Source organism: Sulfuracidifex tepidarius, assembly GCF_008326425.1.
GTDB classification, from domain to species: Archaea; Thermoproteota; Thermoprotei_A; order Sulfolobales; family Sulfolobaceae; genus Sulfuracidifex; species Sulfuracidifex tepidarius.
In genome coordinates, this window is sequence record NZ_AP018929.1 from 417,482 (window position 1) to 439,816 (window position 22,335).

Annotated in this window: 18 protein-coding genes; 8 read left to right on the plus strand and 10 right to left on the minus strand. The window is 36.7% G+C overall.

Annotation, left to right across the window (positions count from 1 at the left end):
• Positions 1–530: 530 nt before the first annotated feature.
• Both IC007_RS02005 and IC007_RS02010 read right to left on the minus strand, forming a co-directional pair.
• Positions 531–2,852: a thermopsin family protease gene (locus tag IC007_RS02005; protein ID WP_149528269.1), complete on the minus strand. Its 2,322-nt coding sequence runs from the start codon at positions 2,850–2,852 to the stop codon at positions 531–533.
• Positions 2,853–3,262: 410 nt separating this feature from the next.
• Positions 3,263–3,988 (minus strand): protein kinase domain-containing protein, encoded by a 726-nt coding sequence (locus tag IC007_RS02010; protein ID WP_306344640.1) that lies wholly within the window; start codon positions 3,986–3,988, stop codon positions 3,263–3,265.
• Positions 3,989–4,148: 160 nt separating this feature from the next.
• Here IC007_RS02010 and IC007_RS02015 point away from each other — a divergent pair, with 160 nt between their 5' ends.
• The gene (locus tag IC007_RS02015) at positions 4,149–4,487 is read left to right on the plus strand and encodes a HEPN domain-containing protein (RefSeq protein WP_232048974.1); all 339 of its coding nucleotides are present in this window, start codon (positions 4,149–4,151) and stop codon (positions 4,485–4,487) included.
• 52 nt (positions 4,488–4,539) lie between these two features.
• Entirely contained in the window at positions 4,540–4,869 is a 330-nt protein-coding gene (locus tag IC007_RS02020) for a nucleotidyltransferase domain-containing protein (protein WP_173569933.1), read from the plus strand.
• An 819-nt stretch (positions 4,870–5,688) separates the two neighbouring features.
• On the opposite strand, the gene IC007_RS02030 is transcribed toward IC007_RS02020, so the two are convergent.
• On the minus strand, positions 5,689–6,087 hold the full coding sequence (locus IC007_RS02030) for a hypothetical protein (protein ID WP_149528270.1): 399 nt from the start codon (positions 6,085–6,087) through the stop codon (positions 5,689–5,691).
• A 680-nt stretch (positions 6,088–6,767) separates the two neighbouring features.
• Between IC007_RS02030 and IC007_RS02035 the strand changes: the two genes are divergently transcribed.
• Positions 6,768–6,929 carry a hypothetical protein gene (locus IC007_RS02035; RefSeq protein WP_232049066.1) on the plus strand — a complete coding sequence of 54 codons (162 nt, stop codon included), beginning with the start codon at positions 6,768–6,770 and terminating at the stop codon, positions 6,927–6,929.
• The gene (locus IC007_RS02040; RefSeq protein ID WP_054846633.1) at positions 6,911–7,288 is read left to right on the plus strand and encodes a type II toxin-antitoxin system VapC family toxin; all 378 of its coding nucleotides are present in this window, start codon (positions 6,911–6,913) and stop codon (positions 7,286–7,288) included. Before IC007_RS02035 ends, IC007_RS02040 begins: the two co-directional genes overlap by 19 nt.
• A 703-nt stretch (positions 7,289–7,991) precedes the next feature.
• Here the strand turns inward: IC007_RS02040 and IC007_RS02045 are convergent.
• The 3 genes from IC007_RS02045 to IC007_RS02055 form a co-directional block, all read right to left on the minus strand.
• Positions 7,992–9,047, minus strand: coding sequence for a glycosyltransferase family 4 protein (locus IC007_RS02045; RefSeq protein WP_149528271.1), 1,056 nt, complete (start codon positions 9,045–9,047; stop codon positions 7,992–7,994).
• 396 nt (positions 9,048–9,443) lie between these two features.
• Positions 9,444–10,853: an oligosaccharide flippase family protein gene (locus IC007_RS02050; protein WP_054846634.1), complete on the minus strand. Its 1,410-nt coding sequence runs from the start codon at positions 10,851–10,853 to the stop codon at positions 9,444–9,446.
• Between the two features lie 193 nt (positions 10,854–11,046).
• Positions 11,047–11,982, minus strand: coding sequence for an FkbM family methyltransferase (locus IC007_RS02055; protein WP_054846635.1), 936 nt, complete (start codon positions 11,980–11,982; stop codon positions 11,047–11,049).
• Between the two features lie 522 nt (positions 11,983–12,504).
• On the opposite strand from IC007_RS02055, the gene IC007_RS02060 reads away from it, so the two are divergent.
• Positions 12,505–13,143 carry a glycosyltransferase family protein gene (locus tag IC007_RS02060; protein ID WP_054846636.1) on the plus strand — a complete coding sequence of 213 codons (639 nt, stop codon included), beginning with the start codon at positions 12,505–12,507 and terminating at the stop codon, positions 13,141–13,143.
• Positions 13,144–13,186: 43 nt separating this feature from the next.
• Positions 13,187–13,600 carry a glycosyltransferase family 4 protein gene (locus tag IC007_RS02065; protein ID WP_256202712.1) on the plus strand — a complete coding sequence of 138 codons (414 nt, stop codon included), beginning with the start codon at positions 13,187–13,189 and terminating at the stop codon, positions 13,598–13,600.
• Positions 13,601–13,741: 141 nt separating this feature from the next.
• Here IC007_RS02065 and IC007_RS02070 read toward each other — a convergent pair whose 3' ends face one another.
• Entirely contained in the window at positions 13,742–14,749 is a 1,008-nt protein-coding gene (locus IC007_RS02070; protein WP_054846638.1) for a glycosyltransferase, read from the minus strand.
• A 36-nt stretch (positions 14,750–14,785) separates the two neighbouring features.
• Between IC007_RS02070 and IC007_RS02075 the strand changes: the two genes are divergently transcribed.
• Together IC007_RS02075 and IC007_RS02080 are read left to right on the plus strand one after the other, a co-directional pair.
• Positions 14,786–15,994, plus strand: coding sequence for a glycosyltransferase (locus IC007_RS02075; protein WP_054846639.1), 1,209 nt, complete (start codon positions 14,786–14,788; stop codon positions 15,992–15,994).
• A 41-nt stretch (positions 15,995–16,035) separates the two neighbouring features.
• The gene (locus IC007_RS02080; RefSeq protein WP_054846640.1) at positions 16,036–17,070 is read left to right on the plus strand and encodes a glycosyltransferase family 4 protein; all 1,035 of its coding nucleotides are present in this window, start codon (positions 16,036–16,038) and stop codon (positions 17,068–17,070) included.
• A 24-nt stretch (positions 17,071–17,094) separates the two neighbouring features.
• On the opposite strand, the gene IC007_RS02085 is transcribed toward IC007_RS02080, so the two are convergent.
• The 3 genes from IC007_RS02085 to IC007_RS02095 all read right to left on the minus strand — a co-directional run bounded on the left by IC007_RS02085 (position 17,095) and on the right by IC007_RS02095 (position 21,775).
• A complete protein-coding gene (locus IC007_RS02085; RefSeq protein WP_149528272.1) occupies positions 17,095–18,249 on the minus strand; it encodes a glycosyltransferase in 1,155 nt (384 codons plus the stop codon).
• Entirely contained in the window at positions 18,212–20,284 is a 2,073-nt protein-coding gene (locus tag IC007_RS02090) for a hypothetical protein (protein ID WP_232048975.1), read from the minus strand. The genes IC007_RS02085 and IC007_RS02090 overlap by 38 nt, the downstream gene beginning before the upstream one ends.
• Before the next feature lie 960 nt (positions 20,285–21,244).
• Positions 21,245–21,775: a glycosyltransferase family 2 protein gene (locus tag IC007_RS02095; protein WP_054846881.1), complete on the minus strand. Its 531-nt coding sequence runs from the start codon at positions 21,773–21,775 to the stop codon at positions 21,245–21,247.
• Positions 21,776–22,335: the final 560 nt, after the last annotated feature.

Below are 22,335 nucleotides of genomic sequence, written 5' to 3' on the forward strand. Positions count from 1 at the left end.
CCTTTTCTATGCCTCCTCACACAATGTCTTCTCAAACTAACACCGATGTATGAGAGAGTTATCCATCATGTCCCAAGCTTCCCTATGGCCCTCTCTCCTCGAGCCTCTGATCAACTTTCTCACAACAGGACGTGAAGGCATTCTAGTAGATGTGAGAAGAGTCCAGACTCGTGTTTACTACGTGAATCAAGAACGTTCATGTGATACCTATCTCTTCATGATCATGGAACGTATAGCAACAATAGTAGGAAATAAAAGTAAAAGTAAAATATCAACGAGAATATGTTCTTCAGCGACTCTTTGCATTCAGTTTTTAACAAATAAGGAAAAAAAAGAAAAAAGAAGAGACGAAAATTCCTCATGAAGGTTTCAGAGACTAGGTCGTGATAGCAGACGTGGAGTTCAATGTTATGGAGAAGAAGATCCTTCCCTTTCACCTATAAAAAGGGCGCTACCTAAGATACCTGAGCGGGGTTTCTCTATCCTTTATCCAAGAGAAAAGGATTTGTGTGTTTTTTTTTCTCCCGCTTTCATCTCCTTCTCAACACCGCTATCACAATTATCATCACCACCATGCCCACTATCAAGAGGGGAACGTAATCAAGCGATGAGTAGATCGTAAATTCAGCCGCTGATCTAGCCCCTAGTGAGTCCTTTGCAATCACGGTGATGTTGTTATCACCCTGTGTTAGAGTTAAAGTATAAGGTGGAGAAGACCCGTGATAGACCTCCTCACCGTTGAGGTAAACGCAGTAGGTCACGTTACCCACCCCTCCTGTCGTGGAGTATTGCAAGGACACGCGGTGGTTAGTGAAGAGGAAGTTGTTTGTCTCCTGATGTGTGACTGAGAGTTCAAGGTGAGGCTTGACGTTCACCGTGAAGTTGTAAATCCCAGTGAACCCCGCTGAGTCCGTCAGCTTCACAGTGATTTCAATGGTTCCCACCCTAGTTCCATTGACGACGACCGCGTCCCCACTGGAGGCGGACCCTTGCAAGGACCAGGAAACTTCAAATGGTGGAGTCCCCCCGCTCACGTTAACTCTCTCCGTAACGGGTATCCCAACCTCGTCCTCCTGATATATCAAGTTCAGGGTCGGGTCCGGGTTCACAGTCACCGTCTTGGAGAAGGACGTGGTGAAGCCCAATGAGTCCTGCACCAACACAGTAACGTTGTAATTACCCTCGGAGTAGTTCAGCGTTATTGACTTTCCGTGTCCCACGACCTCTCCGTTCACGAGCCAAGTGTAATTGTAAGGCGGAGTCCCTAAGGTAGCGCAGGCTTCCTCTGAGATGGTCAAGTGTGCGTCTGTCACGTTCTCTCCTCTCACATCCACCTCGGGGTCAGGGTTTACTGTGAGGTGACCATTGAATGAGGAGGACTGTCCCAATCCGTCGGTCACAGTCAAGGTGTAGGAGTAATTCCCCGAGTTCAGGTTAACCTGTTCTACCCCGCTGTAGTTCCCCGGGAAAGGTTCCAGGAAGAGGTAGGACTGCGTACCTTCACTAGAGGTCAGCGTCAGGTTAGCCACGTAGGGTCCCTCTCCTCCGCTCTCCTCCCAGTTGACAGGGATGCCGAAGTCCGCGTCAGCTACACCCGCGGAGAAGCGGGATTCCAGACTTGAAGTCTGCGATAGGAGGGATTGGGTCATCTCACCCGTTGTCACTTCCCAAGCACCGTTCAAAGGAATTGTGTTCAAGTCGTCCGCAGACTCTTCCGTGTCAAGCCCGAAAGGCGTCACGTAACGCGGTGAGAAGAAGTGGTTCCCGTCAAGGAAGAACATGTCTAACGTAGCATTCAAGGAAAGGTACTGCGTGAACTCCCCGTTGTCCTCACCGCCGAAGACCAGCTCGGCGTCGTAAGCTTGTCCACCGCCGGTGGAGTTGTAACCTGAAACCAACATGTACGCCCCTTCGTTGGGTATCAGGAGAGTCACGTTGTCGTACCAGAAAGTGCCTGAGGAGTTAATGAAGCCGAAGTGAATGGTGAAGGAAGTGAGGTTATACGTCACGTAATCCGTCAAACCAAGAGAGAAAGGTAACGAGTAGTTATGTGAAGGCGTGCCGAAGGCGTAGTTTTCCTGCAACCCGTACGGGTACACGGATCCTTCACCCCGGACGAGGTACCCGTTCAGCTCGCTCTGTGTTGAGGTGAAGTTCCACACGTTATCGTACACACAGTAGCTCTGTCCCTTCGTGTTGAATTCTATCACGTCCTGAGCCCAGTATTGTTGGCTTCCTGAGGGAGTGTTTACCTGAACCACTGTGTTGAGCTGTAACGAGGCGCCGTACTGGGAGGTCCCGTTCGGTGGAGTCGTATTGAAAGCTGAAATGGAGTACACTTTCACGTAACCGAAGGCCTCGGTGAAGTTCTGAACGAAAGGCACGAGGCCGTTGCCCTGAGGTTGTACCCCCACCTCAGCTATCCCCGTGGGAGCCTTCTGTCCCACCAGGTGGACGTTGCTTATTAGTGCTGTGCCTGAGGACACGTTGTTGTAAACCACGAGGTAGAGTTCCCCTGCCACGTTCACCCTTTCCAGGAAGAACTTCCCTTCTTGATGGAGAATCACACCTCCAAAGTTTCCGTATGAAGGAGGCTGTGACAACACCATCAGGTAAACAGTTGTGTTTGAACTCAACATGACGGTGACTCCTATCACGCTGTTGAATTGAATGCAATCATAGTAACCTTGAGGTAGTGTATCACTGCTGTAATAAGCTTCCGTGGGGTTATCCTTGTACACATAGCTCGCGTGTAAGCGATCAACACCGTGGAACGTCCATGAGAAAGACAGAAGATTGAGAGGAGGTGCGAAAAATAGAAGCAGAAAAATGATCATGAAGATTCTTTTCATCAGAGGAGGAAATATCACGACATTTAAAAGATTTCCTTGGTTTCTTGTTCTCTATGTTGGAATCATGTAGGTCCGAGGGCGTGTGAAGTCCTTTTCGGATTCACGTTAGTTACCACAGACAGTCCGACCACTTGGTGAGACCGCTGGCGGAGACAGGCGAGGACGATTCGGTGACGAAGTGAGTAGACCCGCTATTGGGGTATCAGAGCGGAGTTCCTTCTAGATCCTTTCATTAAATACGACGTGAGCGTGGTGAAACTTCGTCGATTCCTTTCACGAAAGGCTTACGTGAAATTACGTGATTCTTCAAGCAAAGTCCGACAAAACGTGCTGACGGTTTCGCCTTTTCAGGAAACGCGTGATATACAAGTTCGGGAATCTCTTACAATGTTTAAACGATTATAGTCCATCTAGAGAGAGGAAGCTCTCCTCAATATCTCTTCGATTGAAGGTCTCTTCCTTTTCTCGCAGTTCACCATCATCAGGATCAACTCATCGAGTTTGCTCCCGTCCATAGTTACTTCTCTGTGCTCACATAATTCCATGGCCTCACTCATGACGTCATTGTAAACGTTGAGGAAGTTACTCGAATTCACGCTCTTGAAAAGGTCATAATTTTTAGCGACCCACTTGTCTATATCGATGCTAATCCCGTTTAAGTTTACACTGTTTAACGCTTTTTGGTTCACCAGGAAGTAGAGCGTTGATCCGAACGCGTAAATATCGTCCTCTGGGAACACCCCTAACTTGCTCACGTTAGGAACTTTCACGGATGTCATAGACACTGACACCATTTGGTCGAAGGAGGAGTATAAGGAATACGTGAGAGCGCCCTCACCCTTCTTCACAACGCTACCTAGATCTCCAAGCTTAACCTTGATTTGACCGTCCATTATCTTCGTAACTAAGTTACCCGAACTTGGAGGAGAGCTCAGGAGAATATTTGATGGTTTCACGTCGCTGTGTACCAACCCCATGTTGTGGAGAGACTTCAACGCGTTTCCCAAGTATAGGATCAGTATCTTCGCTAATTCCTTCCTCTCCTCACGAGGCAATGAACGGGTGTAATTGTTCAGAGACCCTCCCCGCATCAGTTCCATCACGAGATAGGGAGGGCCGTTTATGAGTCTTGGAATATTCTTTTATAGCGGAAAGTCAAGAAAAATTGTTTTCCCTTATTTCTGTGGGATACACCGTGATATTGCGATAATATATAAGGTGCAGACTTGACGTGATGCCTATATCATGTTTAACTATTGAAACAACTATAAAACTTGATAAAGATAATAAAATCACGTGCATGAGCTTCATAAATCCCTTTGTAGAAGGGCTCTGGAATACCTTAAAGCGTCTGAGAATGCGTTAGACGGTGGTCTCTACAACGCCTCAAGCCTAATGTCTCAAATAGCCGCTGAACTGGCAATAAAAGCTACCATCTCATTCCTAGGCTATTCCTTTCCTGAGACCCACGAGATAAGGAAACTCCTGTCAGTTCTATCCACGCTCTCGTTGAAAGAGGAAATAACTAACTTCGCTAAAGAGAAGAGAGGAGAATTAATTCTTTTAGAAGATGCATGGCAAAGGGGACAATATTTCTCTTACGGGCTAAAAAAGAGGATGCTGAAATCTGTTTAAATGTGACTAAGGAAATAATTAACTTGGTAAGGAAGATTTGGGGTGAGAAGTGGTGTTCGGAACAGAAAGAATGAAATATTTGGAGGAAAATTGGAGTAAAATCGCCTCTTTAGTGCTGAATGAAGCTAGAAAGTTCGCAGATGTAAAAGAGGTAATAGTTTACGGTTCTGTGGTAAAGGGTGACACTATGGGTAGTAGCGACTTAGACATAGCTCTGATAGTCAGAAATCTTGACTTGACACACCTTAGAGATCTTTTATTGAAAGTCTATTTCTCTCTGCCCGATGAAGTATCCCAGATCTTGGATTTAAACATCATTGAAGAGAGAGATGAGAATGAGCTATTGAGATTTGCTGGTAAATACGTAATAGTTAAGAGTTAGTCCTTTCTATCCAAGACTGTAGGTTTAGCAAGATTTCACTGGAGGTTTTTAAACTAGACTCAGGTACTAAGGGAAAACTAGATGGAACTGGTGTTGCTTCCATTTCCTTCACGCTTTTAACAATACTAATAGTTTTTATAAAAACTCTTATTCATTTAAATAGCGTAAAACAAGAAATATTAAGACGAAGTAAAATACTGACGATATGTGCCCAAACATTCTGCTAAAATTCTCTTATATACTATATTATAACCTTAGAGTTTTTATAATATAGATGCACTTAATTTATGAAAGGATATCTGAACTACAGTAAAGACTCTAAAGCGTATATTTACGCTATTTATATGATAGTTTAGGGTAAATTAACTTTACAAATGCTAGAAAGAGGAACTCTACAGAGTGCTTCAGCAAAGGACCTTTCTGAGCGTTAAGTCGGCTCTTAGTATACTTGTAGTAAAAAATTAATGAGATTATTATCAAGCCTAATAACGAGAAAGGAGGAAAAGTACTGATACGAGAACGTCGGATCTCCTCTTACTAAGGGATTATAGAAATTTCAAAAGACCTTGAGAAGTTGGGCGTTAACGCTGAAAACGCAGTTAGGATAGCTTTGTCTCTACACAAGTTTCGTGTAATGGTTTCGACATCAATTTTGTTGATTACAGGATTTCAGAAGAGGTAATAAGTAACGTGATGGAGGTAGTCGAATGATTATATTAACCTTAAATGAACACTTTAAGAGTTTATAGGATGAAAAGTTAGGAAAAAGAGATAAGGGGAAGAATTAAAGAAGATGTTAGAGAAGGTGCAGGAAAATTATTAATTATCAATGAATTGATAAGGATCCTCTTCATTTTCATTTAAACACTCTTTCAGCTCGTTTCCCTCTACTTCAAGGCTAACTCCCTCCTTTCGAGCTTCTTCATATATAATTGCTAATATACTTTTTTCTAATTTAGAGTTAAAATAGAATTTAATTTCATCTGAGCCTTGGGAATAGTCTATTTTTACCTTGTAATTACTTTCAGGAGGAGTAAATTTATAGTAAAGATTTTGAATAAATTGGTTGTCCTGCGACCCTACGATAAGTACTTCTTCACCGTTTTCATTATAATTCCATCCCTCCTTGACCATAGCTTTAGGTCGAGAATTTCCTACGTTATGGATGACGCGAACGTTAGGCTCAGGTCTGGATTCTGGTTTTTCACTCTCTAACACCGGAGGTGATCTAGATTCTTGATTAAAATTCTTCATATCTAACTTTTTTGATTACTAATATAAAAATATTTTCTTGATATTACATGAAATACTTCAATTTCTTAAGGTTAAGTATATTGGCTTAATCTGTTCATGAGATAAAGACCGGCACATTCCTTGGGTATAAGAGATCACCACTCCTGAGCCTTTTCAGGTGGAGTGAAAAAGAGTAAGAGAACCTAGTTGAAACTCAAAACCAGGATATGACGTACCTTAATGCTTTTACATAATGATTTGAGAGGGCTAGAGGGAGTCTGATGAACCGACTTCATTGATACAGTTGCTCTTATTGGATTTTTCTTCTTCCTAGCCATCAAATATTAGTTAGAAAAAGAAGTATTTAAACAAAAGGGGCTATCCATCCCCGCCTCAGAGAGGTGATGCTTTACGCCCCCTTAACCCCCCATTTTTGTAAAGCTTTAGAACAAATATGAACTAGAGACAGCACTAAAGAACCTATCCCTACTAAGCCTACTAGAGGCATATCATGTGGAGCCTCTTCACCTGTCTTTATAGGTAAGAAAATATAGTACTACAAAATATTTATTACCTTATAATTCAAGAATGTAATTATCGGCGAATGGGTTACTACGTCAACGAAGGTTAGGAGAGAAATTTTAGAAAAAGCAAAAGAGTATAACATTAATGTAAGTGAGGTTTTAAGGAAAGCATTGGAAGAAGAGGTTAAAAAGAAGGAAGAAGAGCATGCAAGAAGATTATTAGACTTAGCATCTAAGGAGGTAGCAAAAATCGATACTGACGAAGTATTTGAGGAGTTGAAGAAATGGAGGAAAGAAAGATAAAATACCTTTTTGACTCTAGCGCAATCTTCGACTTGACAAAATTGGGAGGAAAAGCGTTAGATTTCCTAAAGAATAATTATACAATAACGTTAGCGTATTATGAATTAGGAAATATGCTATGGAAATACAAAGATAAGTTAGACATAGAAGTTATTTTTAATGCGCTTTCCGCTGCGTTATCTTTCGTTAATATAATAGAAGTTAAACTAGATAAAGAAATATTAGAAGAGGCGATAAAAAAGAATCTAACTTACTATGATTCAGCTTATCTCGTTACTGCTAAAAGAATAGGAGCTAAATTGATAAGCTTAGATAAGGATTTAATAAACAACGGTGCTATAACTCTGAAGGATTTATAAAAAATTAACTGAAATTAAACGAAATATGAATTCTTTAGTTTAGGATTTAAAAATTAAAATATACTTAATGAAAAGAGTATTCATAAATCTGCAACACTTCTACGTTTTGAGCTAAGTTAGTTTTCTCTCAAAAATTAAATACGATTATAGTAACACTTTTAACATATTTAAATAGCATATTAGTTGATTTGTGGATTTTTTTGAATTTTTATAGATTAGCAGTTGTTCTAGTTTCCCTCCTAGAGGCATCGCTGGGCATCTGTGTCCGTGGAATTGGAACGCCCACTAGTATTTCGTGTATTTTCTCTTGTTCCATTTACGTCAATATAGATTGAATAGTCAGTCAATAATTTAAACCCTTTCCTATGAAGTGGTTTGTAGATAACATATGCCTTGTGTACGGCTTTAATTCCCTTGAATTTCAGGTTAAATGATCAACATTGGATTCTTTATTAAACGTTAAGTTAAAAGAAAGTTTTATGTAAACTTTGATAAGAATTGAGATCACGTATAAAGTTATTAATAAGGGAAATGTTAAAAATATGTATCCTTTTCCTACGGTGTTTAAAATCGGCCCGTGTTTCCTTAGACAAACTCGAAAGGTAAGTTAACATAAAATCTAGATGTGACGTGAGACGATCTCTCTTTCTTTTTCCCCTTTCTTTTTCTTCCTCCTCTCTATCTCCTACTTTTCTTCCCTTTTTTACTCCTCTCCTAACACCTCCTTGAGACGCTTTGCGTGGTTCTCCCAAGAGAGGGACTTAGCTGTCTCCCACGCGTTCCTACCAAGGGGTAGGGGATCGTCCAGGATCTCGTTTAGCCTCGACGACGCTTCCTCCACGTCCTTCACCACGAACCCGTTCTCACCTTGTTTCACGAGCTCCTTGCTCCCAAGCCCCTCGTTCACGACCACCGGGACACCGTAGCCCATAGCCTCCAGGACTCCCATGCCGGGTCCCCTCTCGTTGAAGCCGAACCTGACCAAAGCAGAGGCGCGTGAGTAAAGGGACATGAGCTCCTCGTCTCTCAGCTTCCCCGTGATCGTGACGGTGTCGCCGTACTCCCTCTCGAACTGTCTGCGGGTGTCCTCCCTAGCCCATGACCCTGCCATGATGAACTTACCTTTCACGCGCCGGGACATCTCCCCGTAAAGGCAGGGTTTCCTCCCGGAGTCCCACATGGACACGCTTATCACGAGCCTCTCCCTAGTGTCGCTTATGGTGCGAGCCGGGTAACATCCTGGGTAGACCACGTGAGCGTTGAACCCCTTCTCTTTAAGGACGTCCCTATTCCACTTGGAGTTCGTGATCACCGTCCTGGCTTCCCGGAGTATCCTCCTCTCCATCTCTCTGGGGAGAAGGTACTTCAATTCCTTGCCTATGAGTGTGGTCTCGTGTAGGTAGAGAGCATACTCCTCCCCTGTCTTCCTCTTCCTCAGGTACCCCGTGATCCCGGCGAACTGGTCGTGGAAAAGGGTATACCCCTTTATGGAAGTAGCCTTCAAGATGAGGTCGAGGTCCACCGTTGCCTCCTTACCGCGGTGGCCTGCGTAAAAAGAGGTAATGAGAGTGGAGAGCCTAGGGAGGACACCACGGCCTTTCTCCCCCTTCTTCCTGAGGACTATGTAATCTACTCCACTCAGGTCGTAATTTCCTCCCGCGTCTCTGAAGATGAACAGCTTCCATCGTGTGTGCTTGGCCTCTTCTACTGCCATCCTAGGTACCCCACTGTTCCAGAGAAGCCTTACCGCGATGTTCATCTCCTACAGACTAGTGTTCTGGGTAATAAGAAAATATGTATAATAATGAGGAGACCGTGGAGTTGAGTAATTTGACCCTTCTACATGTTAGCAGTAATTATCTTTCGGCATATTTTCCCTGTTTTTATCTATTTCTGTCTTAAGGAGTGGAGATGAGATAGTATAGTTTCCTTACTTAACTTATTTTACCTTTCACTATGGTGTAGGAAGTCACGAAGAGGTTTCCGTGGGCAATTCAGGTTTCCATTGCAAATTGTAATTATGGCAAAAATAGATCAAATAAAGGAAATTGTCAGGCATGAATCCTCATCAGCCCATACAAGGTTTTTCAATTAAATTCATTCTATTTCGACAAATAAACTGAAATTGCAAAGGAGACGTGAATTGCCCGTCCTTTTAAGTCAATATCCTTAATATGGAAGATATGAAACTTAGCCTTTTTGGCAAAAATCCTTCCACTATCTGAACTTCTTCTTTACTGATTATCTTGAATGCCTTGAAAGCAAGGAGAACTACTAAGATCAATATGAAATCCAGGAAGGGAGGATCTATAGTTACCTCATAGATTCCGATTAGAGGAAACATGGAAAGGATACCTATTTCCTTCTTTCCAGGTAGAAATACTGAGGTTCTGATAGCGTAGAAGATTGTGAAGGAAGAGGATATCGTAGCCACTATTACCTGGGATATTGCACCTCCTATTATCCCCATCCTGGGGATCAAAAGGAAAGAGGTCAGTAAAACAAGACCCCCGTTAAGTGCAGAGAGGATTAGGAACGGCCTTAGATCCTTCTTGAATGCAACGATGAAGTTTGTGAGTGAGGTCACTGAAAATGGAAGGGTAGTTGAGATCAACAGTAAGATGAAAACATCAAGTCCAAGTCTATACTCTGGGAAGAAGCGATCAATTACCATTTCTCCTACTGGAATTGATATGATCAAAGTTAAGAAATTCAGAAGAGAGAAGAACCTGAATGAGAGCGATGACATCCTCTTCTCGTCCTTTCCCAGGGCCTTGTAGAAAGATGCTGTGGGAAGAAGAACGTTACTCAAAGAGTCCAATACCATGGAAGGAACTCCTCCTACTAAAGCTGCGAACTGATAAATGCCTAGGTAGTAGGAACCCAAGAGATAGGATGTAGTCACTCTATCTCCCTGTGACGAGAAGAAATTAGCCACATTCGATAGATACAAAGGTGCTCCTTCCCTCATGCTCTTGAAAACGAAAGGTATATCGAACACAGGATAAACTAAACCTATCTTCCTTGAGAGCCAGAAATAGTTCAATGAAAAAGCTATTACTCCTCCGAGTGTCCATATTCCTATGAAGAGATAGATGTTGTGAAGTATAACTGCTACTATGGAAATTCCCCATCTTATTATCAGGAAAACTATACTAGTGGCTGACGACTCACTGTACATATTCATTCCATTTAGAATAGAATTAAGTAGCCCTACCATAACGTACAAGAAAAGGTAAGGTATGGATAACATAACGTAAGTGGGAAAGACGAGTAGCACTAGAAGGAAAGGGAAAACAAGGAAAGGAATAGAGAAGAATTTGCCGACTAATTTCTTATCGACTTCTTGCTTGGCGTAAAGATAAGCCGTTTCTCTGGAAATTATTTGCGAAGGTATTAAGAAGAAGAACGCGTAAACGATAACTTCTAGTAATTGAAGGATTGCAATTTTCCCGAAGAAAGCAGGGTTAGATATCTTAGCAGAGACCACAAAGAAGACCAAGGCAACCAAAACATTAACAGTAGCGACGCTGAGGCTCTTCAACCAGTTCCTAATAGGATTCATTCGTTTTCGTTGTAGGATATGACGCATTAAAGTTTTTCCCAATATGATCTACATCGTTTTACTTTATCTAAATACTTTAAAAATCATGATAGGTCCTTATTTATAGTAGTAACACAATAATAAAATGTATACATTTAATTAATATATAATAAAAGTAACTGTAACATTAAATTCTCTTAAAAAGGTAAAAAATTCATTTAGACTTGATACAATAAAATATCTTGGTATCATTATCAATTTCCATTGTCTCTTCACACTTGTAGTTTTGTTCTTCTAGTTTCCTTATTAGTTTTTTGTGAGATATTTTAGTTATTCTTTGATGTGATTCAAGGAATATCTTATCAAAATCTAGCTCTGACGACATAATTATATCTGCTTCACATCCTTCACAGTCTATTTTTAAAAGATGGTGGTCTTTGACCATCTTTGTGACATTGTTGAAGGATAACATAGGTATCTCAACATCTCCTTGGTCTGTTATGGAGAATCCGCCAGATTCTTCGGTATTGATATTTAATGGAACCTTAACTTTTCCCTCTTTAGAACCCACTGCCGCATTAGCTAGAGTAATTTTATTCTCTAGATGATTTATTTTAATATTTTGTAAAGCTATCCCATAAATGTCTGGCAACGGTTCGAATGCATAGACGTGTGATGCTCCTTTTAAAGCGAAATAAATTGCTGAATCACCTATATTAGCTCCAATATCTACTACTTCGCCCTCTATTTCGTTGTTATATTGTTTTATTGAAAAGTTTTCAAATAAACTTGAATTTATTCTATTAATAAATCGAATATTATAAGTTCTGTTATACCATAAATTACCTTCCTTTTCAAAACCTCCAGCAGAAATCAAGGTTGATAAATAAGAGTCTTGAACAATGAAATTATTATTATAGTATAAACCTCTTTCCTTAAAATGAAGTTTTAACGGATCAAAATCAAACTTATTGACTAAATCTACTACTGCAACTATGCAATTTATGGTACATATCCCCTTGGATTTATCCTTTAATTTAACTTCAATTGATCTCTCTCCATTGCGTACTTTCGTCACTACATAGAGCCAGTTATCAAAAATTCTTCTATAAGTATTTATTCTAGCTATAGCAGACGTTAGACTCTTCATACGAGGTCTCTATTTAAGGTGAAGTTTAAAGCCTTATAATATTTAGTATTGAATAGGGAGGAAATGATAGGAATAGTTTTGCCTATAAGAACATTTATTAAATTTTCTAGAGGAGGATGACGTTCATTCCAAAGAAGTTTTATCGAGGCTAGATAAGAGAACTGATATACTTTTACTTCCTCCTCTACGCGAAATAATTAATAATTACAATAAAATTTTTAATTATACATAGATATAATAATCTTTAATTTTCTAGTTTTATAAAATTATAATAATAAAAAATTTTTATTATTTATATATATTCTGCAATATAAATATTTAGTGTATATTATATGATATAAATTAGTATTAATCTAATTTTCCTCTTATAATTCTTATATATCAGATAATTCATTATAAATCTAAGATGTGCAGAAAGCTTTATAAATACTATTAGTTCTAATAATATGACGATATGAATTGCTGACAATAACGTTCGTAACTAACAATATCTCATTAACTGGAGGATTTTATTATACGTTTTTGATAGCTAATAAGCTTTATGAGAAGGGTTATGATGTGAAAATTGTAGCTCCAGGAGGAGTACCTTGGTTTTTCCCCAAAAACAAAGTGAATATCATTTATCCTAAAGAAGATAAGGTTAAGGTTTTTAAGATTATTGAAAAATTATTAAGATTTAAGTATAGACAGATAAATAATTATAAAGGTCTAGATTATATAAGAGCATTTGGTTGGAAGTATGGTTTCGATGTCGATATTACATCAGAAATGTCTAAAATTATTCCAGAGTCTGATCTCATAATTGTAGGCGAGCTATATCCATACATCTGGGCATTTGAATCAAGAAAGTTCAAGAAAATAGCCTTATTTCCTCAAGGATATCCTTCCCATAGAATACTTTATGAAAAGAGCATCAGAAATTTACTTTTATATATGTTAAAATATAATTATTATATTTCATTAAGTAAAATAGAAACTAAAATGGTAAAATCGGTAAATCCTTATAATGATACTAAATATTTTTTAGTAAATGCAGGTGTAGACTTAAACTTATTCAGATCAGGAAATGAAAAGAGAGAAAACACAATAATGGTAATTCTAAGAGACGAAAAGATTAAAAACCCAGAGCTTGCAATAAGAACTTTAAACATAGTAGCATAAAAAAAGAATAAAGGTAATATTAGTTGTAAATAATAAAAATTTTATTAATAAATATAAGTTAAACTTTGATTATGAAGTTTATTATAGGATATCTTATGATAAAATGGCTGAAATTTATAGAGCATCAAAAGTTTTTCTATATACTTCAAAGTTGGAGGCTTTTCCGCTGCCGCCTTTAGAGGCCATGGCGAGTGGTACGGCTGTTGTGAGTACAGATAACATAGGTATCAGAGAATACGGATTGCACAGATATAATTGCTTACTTGACACGCAGCATAATGAAATAAACTTATCCAGATATACTTTAGAGTTACTAAACAATGAAGATTTTAGGCTGAAATTGGTTAGAAATGGTTTATCAACAGTCCAAAAATATTCTTGGAATGTTATAGTAGAAAATTGGATGAAAATGCTAGAAGAAATAACAAATGATTTTAATAAAAATATTAGAATTTAATTATAATCGAAAATATTATATATTAATAAAAAAATACAGAATTTTATTTAATATTATTAATTTAATATGTCTATAATCTATATTATATTAAAAGAGATCTAATATAAAATTTCTTTTAATATATAGTAATAATATTTTATCTTATACTAAATTATCATAAATTCTTATTAGATTTTCAAAAGAGTTCCTCCAAGAGAACTTATTCATTTTATTTCTTAGTATATCATGATATTTTTCACTAAAAGATAGAATATAGTCTAAAGAAGGAAATTCGTCCTTAATCTTTATGCAACTCTCACATATTTCTGGAGGAATCTTAGCATCTTTAAACACGATGACTGGAACTCCTCTGGATTGCGCTTCAACTATTGGTAACCCAAATCCTTCCTCTTTTGTAGGAAAGAAAAAGGCGTCAAAAGAATCGTAAATCTCTAAAAGCCTTTCGTCTAGTGCAGGCCCCATAATTCTTATTCTTGGATCTTCTTCACTCTCCTTTTTTATCTCCCTGAATATTGTGCTGTTAGGATCATAAATCCCCCAAAGCTCAAGTGTAACGTTCATCCCTTTCAGTTTTCTGAACATCTTTACTCCTCTAATAACGTCCTTCCTTTCGGTATCAAGCCTCCCGATGTACCCAAGTTTTATTATGTCCTTTTTCTCGGGCTTTTGTGGAGGTATAGTAAAAAATTTCTCTTCAACTCCTGGATTCACCACGAAGATCCTTTTATGATAACCTAATTTCTCTATGTCTTTCTTGATTATGCTTGAAACCGCTATCACCGCATCTGAATTTAATATACTTTTCAGGTAGGCTTTCTGCATTAACGGTGATGGCTTTGATTCTCTGTATTTTAAGAAGAACAAGTCATGAACCGTAGTAACCCATTTTGCTTTGCCTTTTCTTATCGAAAAGAAGGGTTTCGGAGATAATAAATGAACAATGTCGTAGTCCGAATAACTGTGGAAAGTCCCCTTAAGCGTGGTGGTGAATGAGGACAGGATAGAAGAGTAGTCGAAAAGCGGATAATAACTCGTGTCGATCTCCTTTTTTAATCCATTATACACTTCCCTAACGTATCTACCTATCCCTGTTACTTTGCTGATGTCATTGTCAAAGTCGTTCTTAGAAGCTATTAAAAGTACTTTCATCGATTTTATTATTAGCTGTAATCATTAAAGCTATTTGTGAAGATAACAGTAGTGACGTCAGGGTTAGGATCAAACTACTCTGGAGGAAGCGTGCATGTTAGTAATGTGATTAAAAGACTTACAAACTACTTTGATGTTGAATTCATTCCGTCTATAAACTTTTTTGTGTCAAACCGAAACGCAAATACAGAGATTGAAAATATAAGAAAGTTTAATATAAAGATTCCAGATATTTATAATTCTTTAGATTTTAGTAAATTAAAACCGTCTTTCTTGCCCTACTCTTTCTCTATATATAAAGAGTATTCTGAGAAAGTCAATTTAGACTCTGATTTTATCTACGACCCAGACTACACGACCCCAGAGAGCGTTTTTTTGTCTAACAGAAGTGGAATACTTCTGGGCATAACTCTTCATGAACCACTTTATCCTCTCAATCAATCGATTCTTTATACTTACTACACGTTAAGACCCTTCTTTTTTCAATCAATTGATTATTTTGTAAAAAGATCTATAGGTCTTTACTTATTAACTAGAACTAAGGAAAAATATATTCGTGATGCTAGACATCTGAATTTTATTGCAGGTGTAAGTGAAAGTACCTTAAGTTCTGTTAAGGCTCAAAGAATTAGAAAATATATTCTTTATCCAGGCAACGGAGTAGATAAGGAGTTATTAAGTTATAGAACTAAAAACAAGGAAGACTATGTTGTTTTCTGGACCACACTGATACCTCCTAAAGGCATTTTAAATATTCTTTATATCGTAAATCTGCTTAAAAAGAGAGGGATTCAGGTTAAGGTAAAAATAATGGGAAAATTTCTCTATGAAAAATTCAAAAAGTTCTTTTTAGAATATATCAAAGAAAATTCCCTAGAAATAGAATATCTAGGCTTCTTAGAAAAAAGAGAGTTATATAAAGTTGTGTCAAAAGCTAGACTCCTTCTATATCCCTCTTTAGCAGACGGATTCTCTATTACAATCTTAGAATCTTTAGCCTTAGGCACTCCAGTAATAGCTTACTCCCTTCCTACAGTTTACTCCGTATATAAGGATATTCCTGCAATAAAATTTGTCAAAGAAGGAGATGTGAAGAGTATGGCTAATGAATTGGAAAACGAATTGAAGAGCTACAAATTACTTAATGCAGTTTTCGATGAAAAGACTACGTCATTTATTGAGTTTCATAATTGGGATAAGGTAGCGGAAAACGTGGCTAGTATCATTAAAGAGTCATTGAGCTAGACCACCACCCAATTTTTTAGTAAAGAAAGAGAATTGTCTTGATGAAGATTCTGATCTCACCACCAATGAGGTTCGGCGAGGAGTTAACTGGTGCCGCTCGGAGAACCCTTGAAGTCTACAGCAGAATAGGTGAGGAGGTCTACTTATGTGTAGATAGACACACTTTGACTAAAGTAGACCCTACTATTTCACCCCTTTTAAAGAAGTTTAAACTTGTGGAGAGTAGTAGTACCTCAAGAAAGGACTATATCCAAGGCTTATTGCGCTGTTTATCTGTGGCCAGAAAAGTGGACGTAGTGCTAAGTTATTCTGAATTTTCGCTAAGCATGTCTTACTCTTATCTTCTCTCCCTTCTCTCAGGTAAACCCCTTTTAATCTTCGTTCATCATGTCACCGAAGAGCTTAGGGGAGACTCTAGACTGTATTTCCTTATCAAGTTAGCATTTATGAGAAGTAAAGGGATAATTTGTTTGGATAACCCCGAAGTCTTTGATGAGACGAAGAGGATGTTTCCGAAAAAGAGAATATTAATGTCTACCAACGGTATCGACGTAAAGGAGTATTATACTTCCGACGAAAAGATATGTGACGGCCTCTTCATAGGTAATTACGGTGAAAGGAAGGGAGTCGACTACCTTTCAAAGATCTGGGATCTTGTTTCTGAGAAAGAAAGAGATGCTAGGCTTTGCATAATTGGAAAGGGTTGGAAGGAAATTCCGAGAAACGCAGTATATTACGGCTTTGTGAGCGAAGAAAGAAAGAAGGAAATTTTGGCTAAGTCTAAGGTCTTCATATTCCCCTCACTTTATGAAGGGTTTTCTTTAGTTACCGCAGAGGCCTTGGCTTCTTACTTACCAGTAGTGACATGGGACTTACCTTGGGCTAAGAGGTTCTTGACTGTAAAGATATCGCCTTATGATGTAGAAAAGTTTTCAAATGCAATAATTGACCTTCTTAAAGGCGAGGAGAAAAGGAGAAAGTTAGGGGAGGAAGGCAGGAAATTTGCTGAGACTTTAACTTGGAATGTGGCAAGTGATATGGAAAAGAAGGCATTATATGAAATTCTTTATCATTGAGTCTATAGCGTTAGTCACGTTGTCTCATGAAGAATGCAGTGCAATAAACTCATTCAGCTTAGCGTCGGAAAACATGTCCTCAATCTTTTTATTATCCAGCTTGGCTACCTCTTCGGTTTTTCTTACTAAAGATGCGATATCGAATTCCCTTACAAAGGATACAGGTTTGAATTTATAGACAGAAGTTAGGGAAGGTAGGTCATAAGTTATCACAGGAGTTCCGACAGCCAACGCTTCAAGTACCGTTACTGAGAAAGCCTCTTGATGTGAAGGTAAAATTAAGGCCTTAGCCTTAGACAAGATTTCGTATTTCTCCTCTTCAGATATATTCTCAATTACTTCTATTTTTAGGTCTTTAGCTTGTTTAACTATGAATTCTTGTTCGGAGTAACCAATCATTTTCAGTCTAACCCGTTTGCCTACTTCCAACGCTTCATTAGCTCCTTTAGCGGTATTTATTCTTCCGAGAAAGACAACGTAATCCTGTTTATTAAAATTCCTATATTTTAATGCTAGAGGGTTAAAAGCATGAGAAGGAGATAAAACTTGTAGGTTGAAGTGCCTCGGTAAGTCGGTATACTTAAACACTCCATTATTCATTACTGCTATGAAAGATGGTTTTCTTCTTAAAGATTTTGTTAAAAACGTAATATTTTGGAATTTTTGAGCACTACAGAATTCTATTGCACGTTTTCTATTGAACCATATTTTACTCCAGATTTCTATACATTTCAAAAATAATTCTTTTTCTAGCAATGAATTATGCGGGTCGGTCATCAGTAACATTCCATACTTTTCCCCTAAATCTGATAGCAATAAAGATGACATTAATTGGATCCTGTAATTATGAGGAATATAGATGAAATCTAGACTATCTATCTCCTTCCTATATTCTGCTTTTAATTCTTTAGCTAGAGGAGAGAACGTGAATAATTCTCTTTGTAAAGATATTTTCGGCCGTCTGTCTAAGAGACTTTCGAAAGATGAAGGAAGAGTTGTATATTTCTTTATCTCTTTCAATTTGTACTTTGATATATTATCTAAGAAAGTATGGGTGGTTGGTAAGTAGTATAGTTTATAACGAGCAGAAAGTCTCTTGATAACTTCCCTTACATGTTTCTCTGATCCTCCATTAGATTCGCTAATTGCTCTTGAGTCTACTAAGCCTAATGATAACATTGTTATAGACCCGTCCGATACTTTTCTTAAAAGGACTGCTATAAATAACAAGGTATATGAATAGAGCATAGAAAAATATATTCATTGTTAATATCAATAAGTTAGTAATAAAACCTAGTTTTATTGAAACCGTTAACTTTCCATTCGATATCAGAATATACTGACCAAATCCGTTAGTACCTAATAGCTTCCCACCATTTACTTGTATTCCTCCATAAGGTAGTGGTAAGGAAGTTTCTACAAGGTAATCAGAGTTACTGTCAATGTTAAATTCTGCTTTTAATTGATCAAACGAGAAATTAATTGGTGTAGATATGAATTCGGTAAGATTTAAGTTTTCGGGAATGATCATAGACCAGGATTTCACACTTAATTTCTCATTATTTAATACATTCAAATGGCTTATATTTCCTTTATGATCTATAATATAAGCTCCTTGAAGAATAGTAATATTCATAGTTTTATTAAATAATGACATGTAATTTTCGTCATCGATAGTAGGATTCAGCAACATTGTTACAGTATTACTAGTCTTTATTGGAGTAATTATCGCAGGGGTATCATGAAGTAGCGGATAAAGTAAACATTCGGCATTAAACAAAACTTTTTCGTTAGACGTATTAATATAAATACCTATCTTAGCCTCTCTAAATACTGAAGCGTTAGATTGTTCTAGTAAGTATACTTCACCTTTAGCATAAACTAATTTCAATCCTGAGTTATTTAGATAAGAATAGATAAAAGAGTTACTTATAGGTGTGTAAGAAGTATTATCTATGAAAAGATATTTTATTCCAGCTATATCGTAAGCTAATGGAGTCTGATTAACGTAAGTTGTCTGCGGAGAAGATATCGTTTCGTAACCCGGCATAAGAGGGGGAGAAAGTGAAATAAATTGGTAATTTGTCCACTTTTCACTGAAACCTCCTTCACCTACGTATGCTACTCCTGCAGTAGATGTTGATAATAAGTTCATTACGTGAACCCATTGTGAGGGAGGATTCAATGGATAATAATATCCTTCCAAAGAAACTCCATTACCAGGGAAGGCTCCGTCGTGTTGGCTTGGGTAAAGGGTTCCGTCAAAATACTGCCAACTAGCGAAGCTCATAATTAAGATCAGTGTGATTCCAATTATATATTTAGTACTAATTCTTCTAAAAATATTTATTAGATAATTTAACCCTATTGCTGCTAATATAAGTGATATTGAGACGTTAGTCCATTCCGCATAAAATGGAATCGCAAAAGCTGTTGACATTATTCCTCCAATCATTGGCAGCTTTGACGGGAAGACATCAAATATATAAGTGAACTCTCTGAAAGGGAAGTTAGTCCCACTTTCTATTCCTATCATAAATAAGAGAATTAATAATAACTCTGCTGATATCTGCCTCCTAGCTTTATCAAAAACACTTATAAATACTATGAATATAAAAATAAAGAGAGAAGAGATCCAAAGATGTGAAATGAAGTCATCAGGTAATAACATTTGATCATTGAAACCGTAAGCTGGTAAGTAAAACCATTTCTCTCTAGGATAAAGAAGTATAGAGGGAGAGGACGGGATAACAGGTGGCCACCAGCTACTTATGAATGTAAAGAGGTTGAAGAAGCCTGCGTTCTGAGAAAATCCTGCAATATAAGACAAGCTATCCGGCCTTAATGCACTGAAACTAACAGCTTTAGATACTGAAGTTGTAATCAGAGATGGGTATATAAAAATATAATAAACGTATAGCAGGAAAGGCAAAGACGTAAAGAATATACCTACTAGGCTTTTAATAATTTTAAAAAATGATTTTCTATATTCAAAAACAGAAAATAGTAGGAATATAATCATGATGTAAACAAACCAAATGTAGAACCTAGGATCCATCATTGCGGAAAATCCCAAAGCTATACCAGATAGTATGACGACTTTTTTGGAGAGGTTAACGTTATTTAATAGTAGATTAACAAGATTTATTAAAATAAATGTTAATGTAAGTATTCCTAATATTACATTGAACCAGTCAGAAGCTATAAGCTGCATATAAAGCGGTAATAAATAGAAAAATAGAATTAATAATATCTTTACACCAAGATTATATATCTTTAGAATATCAAGAATTAAGTCAGTTAGTTTCCATAATATAACATATACAACGCTAAACATTAATATCAGATATATCTTAGCAAGTAGAATTACATTGTCACTTGGTACAAGATACATAAAAGAATATAGAACACTTTGTACACTAGGTGAGATTCCGGTCTCTGGCGAGTATGTAAAAAGAGTGTAGAGATATTTAACTTCATATCCAGAGAAAAATGGGAACTGAGGGCCGTAATAGTTTAAGTATCTATTACCAAACAAATATCCAGATATAGGAATAAAGGAAAAGAACCAAAGCAATAAGAACGTCAGTTTTCTGGTTCTGTTATTTACATAGAGCAGTGTATTCTCTCCTAACTTTTCCTTTTTAATTTTTTCCTATTAGACGTTCAGTTAACTGTTCTAGAATATTTCATTATCTAGACTATAGATAAGATTTAGGTACTTATAAATTATAATTACAGAATATTTATAATAATAATTTTAAAATTAGCATAATTTGTTATCTGCTATCCTTCATTTAACGGGGTACTTATGTTCTCTTGGTATTGACATTTCATATAGTTTTATATAATTAATATATATTTTCCTATTATTTCACTATCTATAATATTATATTCTCTTAGATAATTGTAAATGTTTCTAGATAGAGTAGTTTGAGCATCTTCTGTGTTCACATTAAAATATTTTCTTGGATTACTAATAGTATTCATTATTTTTTTATATAGAAGTAAATAATTATTTATATCACCGTTCTTATATTTACCCTTAATTCTACTAATAATGTCCATTAATATTAGAATTGTAATATACTTTTTAGTATATGGATACATAAATATAAGATCCTTATAAGTTATATTTAAACCACGATAAATATCAATGATATTTTTTAAAACTCTAATTTTCCATAATCTTGAATATCTTCTCTCTCTCAATATGAAGGTCCTTTATCCCTATTTCTTCATTTCGGCCTATAAATAGAGGGAAAGTAATGGATATTTTCTGTCTGCTTAAAAACTCTATATCTTCTCCATAATTGAGATCTCGCCAACTACCTGTCTTGATGACTTCACCCTTAGACTGTATGAAGGTCATAGTTGGACCAAATAGAAGTAATTCTTTTAATCCAGATTTTATTGCTTTATGAAAATTTTCATTATAACTTACATCTAGATCAAAGTATGCTGTTAAAGAATTTTCTGGGCATTGTGCTAATGCATAAGCTCTTCCTTTTCCTCTACTTGATCTTTGCCGTAAAAGACTTAGATTATATTCCTTTTTAACCTCCTGTAATTTTTCCCACGTTCCATCATTAGAATAGTTATCAACGATAATTATAGAATAGGAAGGATCAAATACTGATTTAATACTATTTTCCACAGTTTTAATATTATTGAATATAGTACCATAGATACATGTAGCACTCATAATAATTATTAAAACTTTGTAATAACGTTTTGGCTGTCATTATGCAAAAATTATAAAGTATTTGAAATTGTTTATATAAACTGTATAAATTAATATAAATATCTTCACAGTAATTAGTATTCAAAGTTTATCTAAGTACATAATAAAAGCCTAAAGGGTTGTTTAAAGTTCCTTCGTTAATTATAATTTATGAATACTATGAATTCAATAAAGTACACTATTAAGTATTTATATTTCTAAATAATATGAAACTGTTAAATTAAAAATCTATCGTAACTTTTAATTGAATAAACTTTGGCTCGCGATCACACGAATAACTATATATTAACATCTTTAGTTTTCGTTCTTCTCTCATTCAAAAGCTATCAAAGTTGTGGCAGCTATTACTCTAGATGATACGAAGGGGTATGAAGTAGATAGCCTTGTGGATCTCTTCAATTTATGTCGCGACCTACGCCTAACTCTCTTTTAGCTAAACTATAGATTTAGAATTTTAATGCAAATTGAGGTTTAAAATCTAAAGAAACTAGACCACTTCATAAAGTAGAGGCAAATTCTAA